9 protein-coding genes are annotated in these 14,475 nt (G+C 56.7%); 4 read left to right on the forward strand and 5 right to left on the reverse strand.

Going from position 1 to position 14,475, the window contains the following annotated elements; genetic code table 11:
• Positions 1 to 28: 28 nt before the first annotated feature.
• From HZB34_09725 to purH, 3 genes are all read right to left on the reverse strand, one after another.
• On the reverse strand, positions 29 to 685 hold the full coding sequence (locus HZB34_09725; GenBank protein ID MBI5316239.1) for a threonylcarbamoyl-AMP synthase: 657 nt from the start codon (positions 683 to 685) through the stop codon (positions 29 to 31).
• A 27-nt stretch (positions 686 to 712) separates the two neighbouring features.
• Positions 713 to 1,987, reverse strand: coding sequence for a phosphoribosylamine--glycine ligase (gene purD / locus HZB34_09730; protein MBI5316240.1), 1,275 nt, complete (start codon positions 1,985 to 1,987; stop codon positions 713 to 715).
• A gap of 155 nt (positions 1,988 to 2,142) precedes the next feature.
• Positions 2,143 to 3,696 carry a bifunctional phosphoribosylaminoimidazolecarboxamide formyltransferase/IMP cyclohydrolase gene (gene purH / locus HZB34_09735; protein ID MBI5316241.1) on the reverse strand — a complete coding sequence of 518 codons (1,554 nt, stop codon included), beginning with the start codon at positions 3,694 to 3,696 and terminating at the stop codon, positions 2,143 to 2,145.
• 254 nt (positions 3,697 to 3,950) lie between these two features.
• Here purH and HZB34_09740 point away from each other — a divergent pair, with 254 nt between their 5' ends.
• On the forward strand, positions 3,951 to 4,829 hold the full coding sequence (locus HZB34_09740; protein MBI5316242.1) for an OmpA family protein: 879 nt from the start codon (positions 3,951 to 3,953) through the stop codon (positions 4,827 to 4,829).
• Complete coding sequence (locus HZB34_09745) at positions 4,826 to 6,151, forward strand: hypothetical protein (protein MBI5316243.1); 1,326 nt, start codon at positions 4,826 to 4,828, stop codon at positions 6,149 to 6,151. Before HZB34_09740 ends, HZB34_09745 begins: the two co-directional genes overlap by 4 nt.
• A 123-nt stretch (positions 6,152 to 6,274) precedes the next feature.
• Here the strand turns inward: HZB34_09745 and HZB34_09750 are convergent, their stop codons facing one another.
• Positions 6,275 to 8,194, reverse strand: a complete 1,920-nt coding sequence (locus HZB34_09750) for a C1 family peptidase (GenBank protein MBI5316244.1) — start codon at positions 8,192 to 8,194, stop codon at positions 6,275 to 6,277.
• A gap of 417 nt (positions 8,195 to 8,611) precedes the next feature.
• Between HZB34_09750 and HZB34_09755 the strand changes: the two genes are divergently transcribed.
• On the forward strand, positions 8,612 to 12,073 hold the full coding sequence (locus HZB34_09755) for a DNA polymerase III subunit alpha (GenBank protein ID MBI5316245.1): 3,462 nt from the start codon (positions 8,612 to 8,614) through the stop codon (positions 12,071 to 12,073).
• Between the two features lie 115 nt (positions 12,074 to 12,188).
• Positions 12,189 to 13,151: an acetyl-CoA carboxylase carboxyltransferase subunit alpha gene (locus tag HZB34_09760; GenBank protein ID MBI5316246.1), complete on the forward strand. Its 963-nt coding sequence runs from the start codon at positions 12,189 to 12,191 to the stop codon at positions 13,149 to 13,151.
• On the opposite strand, the gene HZB34_09765 is transcribed toward HZB34_09760, so the two are convergent.
• On the reverse strand, positions 13,123 to 14,376 hold the full coding sequence (locus HZB34_09765) for a TIGR03862 family flavoprotein (GenBank protein ID MBI5316247.1): 1,254 nt from the start codon (positions 14,374 to 14,376) through the stop codon (positions 13,123 to 13,125). The two genes, HZB34_09760 and HZB34_09765, sit on opposite strands and share 29 nt — an antisense overlap.
• Between the last annotated feature and the right edge of the window lie 99 nt (positions 14,377 to 14,475).

The raw sequence follows: 14,475 nt of genomic DNA on the forward strand, positions 1-14,475 counted from the left end.
CCTTTCCACGAGAACGGTACCGCCGACTTCATAGGCACTCTGCTTCCAGATGCAGGCCGGAGACAGCCAACTGTGATGCGATGGCCTCTCGTCCGATTAGCCCATTGCGAATAATTCTGATCGAGCCTTGAACATCGATAACTGTGGACGGTTGCCCCCCAGGAGTCGGCCCGCCATCAATGATCAGATCAAGCACTTCCCCAAGGCAGTCCTGGACTTCTTCAGCTGTCCTGGGAGGCGGCATACCTTCACGATTCGCACTGGTACCGGTCACTGGCCCGACGCGACGCAAGAGATCCACCAAAGGCTCACACCCACTGAGGCGGATGCCGACTGAGCCAGTTCCCGCAGTCACCGCATGGGAGAGTCCCGGTGCGGCAGGAAAGACGATGGTGAGCGGTCCTGGCCAGAAGGCATCCATCAGTGCTTGTGCTGCTCGTGGAATGGTCTGAACGAACGGGGCCAATTGATGCCTCTCCCCAATCAGCACGAGAATCGGTTTGCCCTCCGACCGGCCCTTGACCGCCCACAACCTGGCAAGTGCCTGCTCATCGAACGGCGCCGCAGCAAGGCCGTAGAAACTTTCCGTTGGCAGAGAAATCAGCCCGCTCTCACCAAGGACACAACGAACCCGATCAGCAAGCACAGGAACGGTGGCCGCCACGTAGCGCTCAATCTTTGCCATGGCAGGAACCATCAGGCCGATATTGCATTACGCATGGCGCACAAATGCGCGATGCGCAATATCCGTCCGATAGTGGGCATCTTGAAATGAAATCATCCGGGTCACGCGATAGGCTTCCGCTTGTGCCTCTGCCAGGGTCTTTCCACATCCCGTGATCCCCAAGACCCTGCCCCCGGCCGTCACGATCTCGCTGCCGGTACGTCCTGTACCAGCATGAAACACCATCGACTCCTTATTGGTCTCAGCGGGCAGTCCGTGAATCGTACGACCAACCTCGTACGCACCAGGATAGCCTCCCGATGTCATCACGACGCATACCGCCGTCTCATTATGCCAGTCCACGACCAGCTGATCGAGCCGATGTTCGACCACAGCCTCGACGATCTCCAGGAAATCAGTCTTGAGTAAGGGCAGTAGGACCTGTGTCTCCGGGTCCCCCATTCGAGCGTTAAACTCTAGAACGTACGGTATCCCTTGCACGACCATGAGACCGGCATACAAGACGCCATGAAACGGACAACCCATGCGCGAGAGAGCTTGGACGGCAGGATAGAGAACCCGCTTGGCCACCTCTTCGCACAAAGCCACAGTGCCTAGAGGCGCAGGACAATAAGCCCCCATGCCTCCGGTATTGGGCCCGGCATCGCCATCGCCTAGTCGCTTATGGTCTTGCGCCGGCAACATCGGCACCACCGTCCGGCCGTCCGTGAAGGCCATGATCGTCAGTTCCTCGCCGTCCAGAAACTGTTCGATCAACACCCGCTGACCAGCCTGACCAAACACGGCATACTCCATCGAGTCGCGGACGGCCTGTCTCGCCTCTTCATGCGTCGTTGCAACCACCACCCCCTTCCCTTGCGCCAATCCATCAGCCTTCACCACCACGGGAAGTTCATGCTGATCGAGATAGGCCAAGGCAGAGGCAACCCGATCGAAACTTTGCGCCCTCGCCGTGAGAATTCTCGCGCTGGCCATCACCTCTTTAGAAAAGGCTTTGCTCGCTTCGATCCGTGCTGCGCCTTTCGTCGGGCCGAATATTTTCAGCCTTGACTGGCGAAATTCATCGACAATGCCCAACGCGAGCGGAGCTTCGGGTCCCACGACCGTCAGATCGATTTTCTCTGACTGGGCGAACGTCTTCAGCCCGGCAACGTCATCTGCCTTAATCGGCACACAGGTTGCGAGCGATTCAATTCCTGCATTGCCTGGCGCAGCGTATAAGGTAGGTTTGCGGGGACTGCGCGCGAGCGCCCACACCATCGCGTGTTCGCGTCCGCCACTGCCGACGACAAGAATTTTCACTGGATAGCCTTCAGCGTGAAGTCTTTCTTCGGAGGATGTTCAAACGGCTTTCCAGCAAGGCCGCAGGCGAAGGTAAAACCGGAAGCGTAGCCTCAGGGCTACGTTGAGGATTTTGCCGAGCCGAGAACGACGCTGGAGAGTCGTTTCAACATCCGTTAGTGGCGGAAGTGGCGCATGCCCGTGAGGATCATCGCGAGCCCATGTTCATCCGCGGCCTTGATGATCTCAGCATCACGGATCGAACCCCCAGGCTGTATGACCGCCGTAATCCCGGCTTGCGCTGCCGCATCCAGTCCATCACGGAAGGGAAAGAAGGCATCCGATGCCATCACGCAGCCCTTCACCGGCATTTGCGCCTTCATTGCCGCGAGCTTGACGGAATCGACCCGGCTCATCTGGCCGGCACCGATCCCGATCGTCTGGCCCGGCTTGGCATAGATAATCGCGTTCGACTTGACATGCTTGCAGACCTTCCAGGCGAAGGCACAGGCTGCGTATTCCTCATCCGTCGGTTTACGCATCGTCGGGACTTGCAAGGCGCGTATATCCGTCAGCACACCCAAATCCCGACCCTGCACAATCAACCCGCCGACGAGTTTCTTCAGATCGAGGCCCTCCTGCTTCACTTTCGTGAGCGGGCCGACATCCAGCAGTCTCAGATCTTTCTTCCGCTTCAGCTCTGCCAGCGCATCATCTGAAAAACCAGGCGCAATGACGACCTCGACAAACGTAGAGGTAATCTCTTTGGCAGCCGCCAGATCTACCGCCCGATTAAAGGCAATCACGCCTCCAAATGCAGAGATCGGATCGGTCTCGCGAGCCTTCACATAGGCTTCCATCGGCGTGGTCCCAAGCGCAGCGCCACAGGGATTGTTGTGCTTGATGATCGCCACGGCACAGTCGTCATACTCTTTGGCGAGTTCGAGCGCCGAGTTCGCATCGAGAAAATTGTTGTACGACATGGCTTTGCCATGCAGGATTTTCCCCCGCGAGACCGACGGTTCGTTGGAATTCAGTTCGCGGTAGAACGCACCCAACTGGTGCGGATTCTCGCCATAGCGAAGTGTCTCCGCCAACTCGAATTGCAGCGACAATATTTTCGGGAACTTGGTTTCGCTACCCTGAACCTGCTTTTCGAGATAGGCGGCAATGAGACTGTCGTAGCGGGCCGTATGTTGAAACACCTTCATCGCCAGCTCGCGCCGTAGTTCGTGCGACACAGTCCCGCCCTTTGCCGCATCGAGCACACGCTGGTAATCGGCCGGGGCCACGACCACCAGAACATCTTCGTGGTTTTTGGCGGCGGACCGCAACATCGATGGGCCGCCGATGTCGATATTCTCAATGGCCTCTTCAAATGAACAATTCGGTTTCGCGATCGTCGCCTCGAAGGGATAGAGATTGACCACGACGACGTCGATTGGGCCAATCCCCTGCTGCTCCATCTGCTCAACATGCGCCGGAACTGTCCGCCGACCGAGCAGCCCCCCATGGATCTTCGGATGGAGCGTCTTCACCCGGCCATCGAGAATCTCCGGCGAACCAGTGTACGCTGCCACATCCGTAACCTTCACACCGGCATCGCGCAGAGCCTTCGCGGTTCCGCCGGTTGAAAGAATTTCAGCACCAAGCGCTTCCAGTCCCTTGGCCATCTCGACAACACCGGTCTTATCTGAAACACTTATCAATGCCCGCTTGATGCCGGCCATGGTTCAACTCCTTCGATCGACCCAAAATGGAGAGTAAAATTCGACTCGCGATGGGCCGGCGCAGGATAACAAATGGGTCCCCGAAGTTCAAGGAGACGCGTAGCAGCCCCCTTTCACTCAGTGAACCAGTGTCGCGTGCCTACCTAACAGAACCTTGCGCAAGAAATCTGAAATGAGGGACAATCTCGTCTGGCATGAGCCGACGCAGTATGGTAGGGTCTCAACTATTGAGAAGTCTGTCCTCGAGCTGACTCATGATGCGTGCAGCGATTCTTGCCGCAGGCGCTGTTGCACTGACCATCCTTGCCTTCCTCTGTCTTCCACGCGACCTTCCCCCACCTGCAGCATCGACCTCCCCTGTCCCTGCCAGTTTCCATGCGCAATTAGAACAGGGAACCCTGACTCTCCGTGGCTCGCTCCCCACTCAGCGCAGTAAGGCAGCAATCCTTCAGCGCGCGAAAGAACTCTATGGAGCAACTCCTGGCCGTGTCGTCGATAAGTTATCAGTGGATACGGGAGTAGGTCCCGCAGCCTGGGTCGACAATGTTCCCAAGGCTCTCCCCATATTAGGCCACATGACAGAACGTGGTTCTATCATCATCGATGGGCGCTCGGTCGTCCTCAGTGGCCGAGTGAACAGTGACCGTGCCAAAGCCACCCTGCTCCGGGATGTGGCTCCTCTGACACAGACAGGACTCACGCTGGAAGATCATACTCTGGCGGTTCAAGGACCGGTACAGGCTCCGGTCCAGACCCCCGCCTCATCGCTCCAAAAGAAGTTGAACGAGGTTCTCTCTCATGCCTCAATAGAGTTTGATTCAAATACCGCAACCATAACCCCCCGCAGCCGCGCCACATTGGACCAGTTGGTCACGCTCTTACGCCGGGCCCCCCATACCACGATTGAGATTGGAGGCCATACAGACCGCTACGGGCAGGCGGACTATAATCTTCATCTCAGCCGACTTCGCGCCGAGGCCGTGCGTCGTTACTTCATCAGCCACGGCCTCACCAATCAGTTTACATCCGTCGGCTATGGCGCCTCACGACCATTATCGGCAGCAGAAACGCGGGCCGGCCTTCAACACAATCGTCGCATCGAATTGCGAGTAAAAGGAGTTGGCGACCTATGACGATACTCTTCGGCCAGATCCTGGGGTGTCTCTTCATCGCAGCAGGCATCGGCGGTGTGATCGGATGGCTGCTGCAATACTTGTCTGCCCGGCAAACGACGCAGCAGTTCAGAGACGTAAGCGCAACCCTGCGGCTCAAAGAACAGCGGCTCGAAAAGGCTCAGTACGAATTGAAAGTTCAAGCCGCATCGATGCACATGCTCGAAAGCAAGGTCATGGACTCGGAGGCGCTCGTTCAGTCGAGCAGTCAGAAACTCTCGGAACAAAACGACCGCCTCCGGGCACTTGAAGAGGAATTGGCTGTTCGCACGCAGAAGTTGGCATCCCTGGAAGTGGGAGAATCCTCGATTCGCCGTCGTACAACCGAGTCTGACGAGGCCGCCGCCAGACAGGCGGAAACAATCCAGCAATTCAACCTCGCACGGCAGAACGCTGAGCAGGCCCTGGAATTGAATACACAGGAACGGCACGAACTTCAGCATCGGGTCACGGAGTTGGAAGCAGCCGTCCAAGAGGTTGCGCTGCTACGCGCACGCGTGGAAGAGCTTGAACCGGCTCAAGGACGCGTCCATTGGCTTGAAGTCCAACTGTGCGATCGAGACACTGAGCATCGAGCAGCACTGCACCAGCTCGACAACCAATTGGCTGAACGAGACAGGCGAATCAGCGAACTCGAACGTCTCCAGCCCCTATTGAAAGAGCAAGAGACGGCACTGGCCCAGTGGGAAACACAATATGCCCAGACCCTCACCCAGCACGAAGCCCAGATCGCCCAGCTGCAACAACAGTTCGCGGCACAAGACCACCTCACCGCCCAGCTTCAGCTTAATGAAGAGGCCCTGCATGAACGAGACACACGGATTGACAACCTCCAGCGACAAGTTCAAGAACTCGAATCACAGAAGCTAGACCTGGTCGGCCAGGCAAAGATGGTGGGAGAAAAGGAAGAAGAAATCGCCCGCCTCCGAAAACGCCTCGTCGAAGTGCGGGCCGCCCTCCGCATCAAAGCCGATGGTGGCACCACGGCTCCCCGCCAAACCCGTCAGAGTGGAAGTCAACTGAGTCTACAGATGGAGCAGGCGCAAGCAGCCATAGCCCAACAGAAAGACGATCTGAGTAAGATTCACGGCATCGGTCCTGCCTTCGCCAAGACGTTGAACAAGATGGGATTGCACACCTATATCCAAATCGCACGCTGGAAGCCGGAGGACATCGACAAAGTCGCCAAGAAACTCTACACAGCCCCCGAACGGATTAAACGGGATAGGTGGATCGAGGAAGCCAAGAAGGAACATTACCGCAAGTACGGCGAGCGTCTCTGACAGGATGCTGAAAAAGTCCGCCAGCATCGTTCTCGCATCGTTCAGACCTTCAACGTACCCAGAGGGTACGCCTCGGGCCTTCACTCGCTGCGGCCTTGCTGGACGGCCTTTTTGAGCATCCCGCTAAAACAATTTCCCCTTCATCAGCGCGATCACGCTCCTCATCGTCACCTGGTCGTCGTCGAATCCGCCGTGAGTCGTGCTCTTTGTCTCCTTGCCTGGCGCCGCCCAACTATAAACATTTGCCAACTGCTTCGATGCCATCATATCGTTGAAATATTTTTCCAAGCCCAATATCGGCGTTGTCCGTCCCTGTTCGAGCGACTGCGAAACAAGATAGAGCAGTGAACGGCTGTAGCCAAGGATCGGTTTGCACGTCGGGTCTTTTTGTTCCATATCGTCGGAGAGATGGAACTGATTGAACCGCTTGACCTTGCCGGCTTTAATGGCTGAAAGGACTGTCTCCTCGAAGAGGTCGACTCGCACCGCCGGAGCCATGAAGTTCACAGTCTCGAACGTCCAACCCTGCTCTCCCATTCGATGGACCACATGACTGTGCAAGATAGAACCAGCCGAATGGCCGATGAGATGCAGGCGCACCTTGGACAGATCGGCAAAGTAGGGCGATTGTTGGCAGGCCCTGTAGAGCTTCATGCCTCCACTGTCGGCTGTACTGGAGATGACATCCGCATTTTGTTTCATCTCATTCCAGATCGCCGTCCCTGGCCTGGCCAGTAGTTTTTCGAGCCGCTCATTCCACCAACTCTTGGCGCCGTCGAAGAATCCGCCGGTCGGACGCTCCTGGCCCTTGAGGACATCCTCAAGGCGTGCCTTGAGCGTGGACCAGAGGTCCGTCTCCCACATCATAAAGATGGGGAAGATCTTCTGTTCATACAGAGCGGGAATCCATTTTCCTGCGGTTTCCCCCGCATCATCTTCGGACGTGAGACCGCCATGCGCGTAAATCGCAATGTCGACGGCGTCGTTCTTGCCCAACCCCCATGCTGCTCGAGCCATGCCGAGATGGTCCGTGACCAGCGCCGTGAGGTCGGATTCCTGTGTGCGAAAATCACCGGTGTTACTGAGACGGCCATTGTTCTCCATATCGATGATAAAGGGGCTAATCTCGCGTTTGCGTAACGAAGGCTCGCCGGCCAGCTGCACCCTACCGGCATCCAGACGCAGGGTGGGCGAGTGTGCAATCATCAGATGCAACTCAGTCACTACCCCAAGTTGGGCCACCCAACAGTCCATGGCATGGTCGAGCCAGTCTTCATACGATAATACGGCGCGACCCTCCGTTCCCCAAGCAGTCCCCCACGAGTTATGGATAATGAACCCGTCTTGGTTATAGCCGACGATCGCAAAGGCATGGCCGCCGTCACTGGGGCTTGCCTTGCGATCTGGAATCATCCAGTACCCGGCTTTGGAATGTGCTGTCTGCTTGAATCCCTCTTCCCAACCTGAATGACACACGGCACTGGCATAGAGAATACCGATCTCGTTGAGTGCGACGTGCATATCGGTAACCGATCGCGTGTCGACGCGGTAGTAGGCCCCGAGCGGACGTTGCACGGCATCGAGCCACCAATCGTCCGAGCATTTTGTGACATGGGGACTCGGCATGGTCTCCGAGGGCCACAGCTTGTCCGAGCAGGCCCCGTGTTTGTACCAACCTTTCATCGCCCCGCGCAGGCTCGATCCTGTGTCGATATCCGGCGCCCCGGGAAATTCATCGTAACGCCGCGCCATCGAATACAACATGAAGGGTGAGACGCAACAATCCTTCCGCTTACGTTTGGCTGCTTGCTGGAGGTGACAGACAACCGTGGCTAGTGCGAATCCCGTACAGGCGTTGGTATGTCCCTGATCAAGCACCGGGATGTCGGTCTTTGGCTCGAACGCCAAGTCCGGCACAACCGCAACCGGCGGCATATAGAGTCTGTCACGTAGATCAAGCCGGTCGGGGACCACGTTGCGTATCGGGATACCTGCAGCGGAGGGCTTCCTCGGCTTTCCAGCTGTCGCTTTGCCCCTTGCCATGAGAAACTCCTTTCAGGATCTGTATAGACACCGATCCAGAGTCTGCTCGTTAAAATTTGTGCTGAAGAGAACGTCATCCGTATTATTGAAGCATTCCCTCACCCCGTCAAACATCATTCAACTATCATTCTCCCTCTCTCAGGGACCGGAGCTGGGGGAGTGGCCCAGGCTGCCCTTCACTGCGCGCATCGAACGATATGTATGCTACCTCCAAGCGTGCTCGTTTTCTCTCTAGGGATGGGGGCTGATTGATCTTCCGCTGCGCGCGTCCAACGAGGGGAGTCCTCGACCGCGCGTTGCGCGAGCATAGAAGATCATCAGGCTCCATCCCGTCCTCTGTTCTGCGAGCAAGAAGGGCACCTGGCTGCTCCCCGCTTCTTCGTTTGACATCCCCTCCCAGCACTCCTAGAATCCGGCATGGCTTCGTCCTTTGTGCATCTCCATCTCCATACCCAGTTCAGTCTTTTAGACGGTGCGAATCAGATCGAGCCGCTCGTGCAACAGATCAAGGCCTTTGGCCAGCCGGCTGTCGCCATGACCGATCATGGCAATATGTTCGGCGCCATCGAGTTCTACCGGAAAGCCACAGATGCGGGCATAAAGCCCATCATCGGCTGCGAAGCCTACATGGCGCTGGGTAGCCGGCATGCGAAGAAAGACAGCGGGCTCGCCCACAATGACTACTACCACCTGATTCTCCTTGCTCGAAACCTCACCGGCTATCAGAATTTGATCAAACTAGTAAGCAAAGCATACCTTGAAGGATTCTACTATAAGCCGCGGATGGACAAGGAGATTCTAAAAGAGCACCATGAAGGACTGATCGCTTTGTCCGGCTGCTTGAGCGGCGAGATTCCTTACCTGATCGGCCAGAAAGACATGGTCGGCGCGATGGCTGTGGCTAGTGAGTTTCAGGAAATATTCGGCAAGGAGCACTTCTATCTCGAAGTACAGGCGAACGGGCTGGAACACCAACGAGTGGCAAATACCGGCTTGCTCGAGATTGCCAAGAAGATGGATATCCCTCTGGCCGGCACGAACGATTGTCACTATCTCAAAAAAGAAGACTGCCGCCCGCATGAGCTGATGCTGTGTCTCCAAACCGGCAAGACCATCAGCGACAAGACGCGCATGAGGTTCGATACGGATCAGCTCTATGTGAAATCGACAGAAGAAGTGACGGCTGCCTTTATCGAATTCCCCAATGCCGTTGCCAATACCTGCCGGATTGCAGACAACTGCGACCTTCAACTCGCGCTGAATACCACACATCTTCCGCAGTACACAGTTCCCGAAGGCTTCACGCGAGAAACCTATTTGGAGCACCTGGCGCTGAAGGGGTTGGCGGCCAGATTGCAAGAACGATCCAGCCAGATCCTGCCGGTCACCTATGAGCTTCGCCTGCGTGAGGAACTGACGATCATCTGCTCGATGGGATTTGCCGGCTATTTTCTCATCGTATGGGACATCATCAAGTTTGCACGCTCACGCAATATTCCGGTCGGCCCAGGGCGCGGGTCCGCCGCCGGGAGCCTCGTCGCTTACGCGCTGCGCATCACGGACCTCGACCCCCTTGTGTATGCGCTTCTCTTCGAACGGTTCCTGAATCCCGAGCGTGTCTCGCTTCCGGATATCGACATGGACTTCTGCATGGAACGCCGGGGCGAGGTCATCAATTATGTGGTCGACAAGTATGGCAAAGATCATGTCGCCCAGATCATTACCTTCGGGACGCTTGGAGCAAAAGCCGCAATCCGTGATGTGGGGCGTGTGCTGGAAATCCCTTATGCCGAAGTCGATCGCGTGGCCAAACTCGTGCCGAATCAGCTCAACATGACGCTCCAGCAGGCACTGGACCAAGAACCGAAGCTGCTCGAGCTCGTTGAGACCGACACAAGGGTCAAAGAACTGATGGGCATTGCCCGTTCACTCGAAGGGCTGGCCAGACATGCCTCGACTCACGCCGCCGGCGTGGTGATTTCTGAAGGTCCCCTCACGGACCACGTGCCGCTCTATAAAGGAGCCAACGATGAAATTGTCACCCAATATTCGATGGGAGACGTCGAAAAAATCGGGCTCGTCAAATTCGACTTTCTGGGCCTCAAGACTCTGACTATGATCAAACGGGCCGAGACGTTGATCAATGAACGGCATTCCGGACAGCCACCGTTGGTCATGGAACAGATACCATTCGACGACTCCAAGACCTTTGCCCTCCTTTCCTCGGGAAAAACAATCGGTCTCTTTCAGCTGGAAAGCTCCGGGATGCGAGACCTGCTGACCGGCCTGAAGCCGGACCGCTTCGAGGACATCATCGCCATTATCGCGCTCTATCGTCCCGGCCCAATGGACTTGATTCCTGACTTCATCAAACGCAAGCAGGGCAAGATTCCAATCGTCTACGAGGTGCCGGAACTCGAACCGATCTTGAAGGACACCTACGGGGTCATCGTCTATCAAGAACAGGTGATGGCGATCGCCAACAAGGTGGCGGGCTTCTCGCTGGGCCAAGCCGACATCCTCCGACGCGCGATGGGCAAGAAGAAGCCGGAGGAGATGGAGAGGCTGCGCGCCCAGTTCCTCGCCGGCGCCAAAACGAACAAGATCCCGGAAAAGAAGGCGGACAAGCTCTACGAACTGATCCAGAAATTCGCCGGCTACGGCTTCAACAAATCGCACGCCGCCGCCTATGCCGTCATCTGCTATCAAACCGGCTATTTGAAAGCGCACTATCCGACCGAGTTCATGGCTGCCCTCATGACCACCGACATGGGCAACGCCGACAAACTCGTCGCCTACTTCACGGAATGCCGTGACCTCAACATCAAGGTCCTGCCTCCTGACGTCAACGAAAGCTATAAGAACTTCACCGTGGCGGAGCATGCCATCCGGTTCGGCTTGGCAGCCATCAAGAATGTCGGCGAGGGCGCTGTCGAATCAATCATCGCGATTCGGAATCAAGCGGGCCCCTTCAGATCTTTCTTCGACTTCTGCCGACGCGTCGATCTCCACAAAGTCAACAAGAGGATGCTGGAAGGGTTGATCAAGACCGGCGCCTTCGATTCGACCGGCGCGAAACGTTCTCAATTGGCTGCGGTCCTGGATCAAGCTGTCGAAGACGGTGCGGCAGCACAGCGGGAACGGGAGCTGGGGCAGACGAACATTTTCGGGGATGAGCTGGGAGGGCGAGACTCGGCCGAGCATCCAGCCATGCCGCCTCTGCCCAACATTCCTGAATGGGACCAATCCGAGCGACTGAAACAGGAGCGGGAGTTGACCGGTTTCTATATTTCGTCCCACCCTCTGGCTCGCTATGAGGCTACCATCCAGGCACTCGCGACCGCCTCGACCATGAACCTGCCGGAATTGCCGGACGGTCGGGAGGTAAAACTCTGCGGTATTATCACGACCGTAAAGAGCATGCTGACCAAGAAGGGCGACCGGATGGCCTATCTGACCCTGGAAGACCTCCAAGGCGTGGTTGAAATCATCGTCTTTCCGGATCTCTATAAACATGCCGCAGACTTGCTTGTCCCGGAACGACTCGTGCGCATCACCGGCACAGTAGACCGGGGAGAGAAAGGCACGAAGATTCGAGGGAGTAAAATTGAACCCCTCGTTGAGCTGCAGACCCAAACCATCAAGCGAGTCCATATACGACTGGTGGATCACCCCAATATGACAGAACAGTTGCCGCGCCTCCGCGAGGTCATTGGGCGTCACCCTGGAAATACGACCGTTTCGCTCACGTTCCTGATGGATTCAGCGCTGGAAGCCGAAACGGCCCCCCTCCCCCGTCTCACGGTCACCCCCAGTGAACGATTTGTGGAAGATGTTGAAGAAGTGCTAGGCAAAGGTGCCATTTTTCTGCTATCGTAGTCTCTAACTCAAGACTGTTATTTGGTTTGTTTAGTTTATTTGGTTCATCAGGTTCGTTTCTTTCAACCAAAAAACCAAACAAACCAGATCAACAAAACAAACCACTTAGACGCCTATGCACGATTATCTCGAATTTGAAAAGCCGATTCGCGAGATCGAAGAAAAGATCGAAAAACTGGCAACCGCTCCTGCCGGAAAATCGCAGGATGAAATCCGTAAGCTGCGGATCAAACTGGCTCAGGTCGAGCATAGCCTTTATAGCAAACTGACTCCCTGGCAGCGAACGCAACTCGCCCGTCACCCCCAACGACCCAGTACCCTCGATTACATCGGTTTTCTATTTAGGGATTTCCTTGAACTCCATGGCGACCGTTCATTCGGCGATGATCGTGCCATTGTCGGAGGCTTTGCCACATACAACGATCGGTCGATCATGGTTATCGGCCATCAAAAAGGGAAGACCCTCAAAGAACGGATGCAACGAAACTTTGGAATGCCGAACCCCGAGGGCTATCGAAAAGCCTTACGCCTGATGAAGATGGCCGAAAAGTTTGGGCGCCCGATCGTGACCTTTATCGACACGCCTGGCGCCTACCCTGGCATCGGGGCAGAAGAGCGCGGCCAAGCTGAAGCCATCGCCCGCAATTTATTTGTAATGTCCCGTCTCGCAGTCCCGATTATTTCCATCGTGATCGGCGAAGGAGGCAGCGGCGGAGCACTGGCATTAGGCGTTTCTGATCGTATCCTGATGTTGGAACATGGTGTCTATTCAGTTATCTCGCCGGAAGGCTGTGCCGCCATATTGTGGGATGACCCGGCGAAAGTTCCCGATGCCGCCTCTGCCCTGAAGATGACAGCGAAAGATCTCGTCGATCTCCATATCGTCGATGAAGTGATTCCGGAACCCCTCGGGGGAGCCCATCGGGATCTCAATGCCATCACCGAACGTATCGCCAAGTCCCTCAGCAACCAGCTTGCCCAACTCAATGACCTTCCTCTCCCTCAACTGCTGGCACAACGTGACCAGAAATACCGATCCATCGGAACTGTCAACGGACTCGCTGCCGCTGTTCGATAAACGCTGCAGCCGCGGCGCCCGCAACCAGCCCACTGGCTAAGCAGGCAGTCAATAAGTACCCTCCCGTCGGCGCTTCCCAATCCAACATTTCACCGGCGCAAAACAGGCCCGGACACGCACGGATCATCAGCTGATCATTAAGCGCCTCGAAAACAACCCCGCCGGCCGTGCTGATCGCTTCCTCCAGCGGGCGCGCTGCCACGAGTCGCAGCGGTAAGCACTTAATGACCGAGGCCAGACGCGCCGGGTCCTTGAGATCTTCTTTCGCGATCACTTCACGAAGCAGCCCCGCTTTCACACCTTCGATATGGGCCTGCCGTTGAAGATGGGTCGCCATTGTGCGTTTGCCGCGAGGCTTCGATAAGTCGTGGGTCAGGTCGTGGACATCGCGATCGGGTGCCAGATCGAGATACAAGGTGGCCGTGCCCTTTACCAGAATTTCGTCGCGTAGAGCGGTAGCCACGGTATAGATCACCCCGCCTTCCACTCCGGTCTCCGTGATCACAAATTCTCCCCGGTGCCGGGATTCAGCGCCGTCATCATTCCGCACGACAACCGCCACAGATTTGACCGGGTGCCTGGCAAACCTTTTCAGGAAATGCTCGCTCCAGCCCACGTCGAAACCACAGTTCGCCGGTAGCAACGGCGCAATGTGAAGTCCTCGTTTCGCCAGCAGCGGCACCCATGAAGCGTCGGACCCGAGTTTTGGCCAACTGCCTCCTCCGAGCGCGAGTACCACCGCGCCGGCCTGGACAGACCGGTGTTCCTTCGGCGTGGCAAAACGCAGAGCCCCCTGCTCGTCCCAGCCAATCCACCGATGACGCATGTGAAATCGAACACCAGCCTGGCGCAACCGGCGCAGCCACGCGCGCAGCAACGGCGCTGCTTTGAGATCAGTGGGAAACACGCGCCCGGAAGAGCCGACAAACGTTTCGATGCCGAGGCCACGGGCCCAGATCCGAACCGCATTAGGTCCGAACGACGAGAGCAGCGGCGCGATTTCCGCATGCCGAGCCCCATAGCGCGAGAGAAACCTGTGAGAGGGCTCCGAGTGCGTCAGATTCAGGCCGCCTTTACCAGCCAGGAGAAACTTTCGACCGACCGATGCCATGGTGTCATAGAGATCGACCGGCACCCCGGCAGCACTCGCCGCCTCCGCAGCCATGAGCCCGGCCGGCCCTCCTCCGATAATAGCAATGCTCTTGTTTGAAGACTCACGTGGCATTGAATCGATCATATCTCGGGCACTACGCATGAACAACGTGAGCCGAGCCACCGACACCTATACAGAGCAAGACCCTACGCTGAGAGCTGGAAGGGGTCA

This window comes from Nitrospirota bacterium, from assembly GCA_016219645.1.
Taxonomy (GTDB): domain Bacteria; phylum Nitrospirota; class Nitrospiria; order Nitrospirales; family Nitrospiraceae; genus Palsa-1315.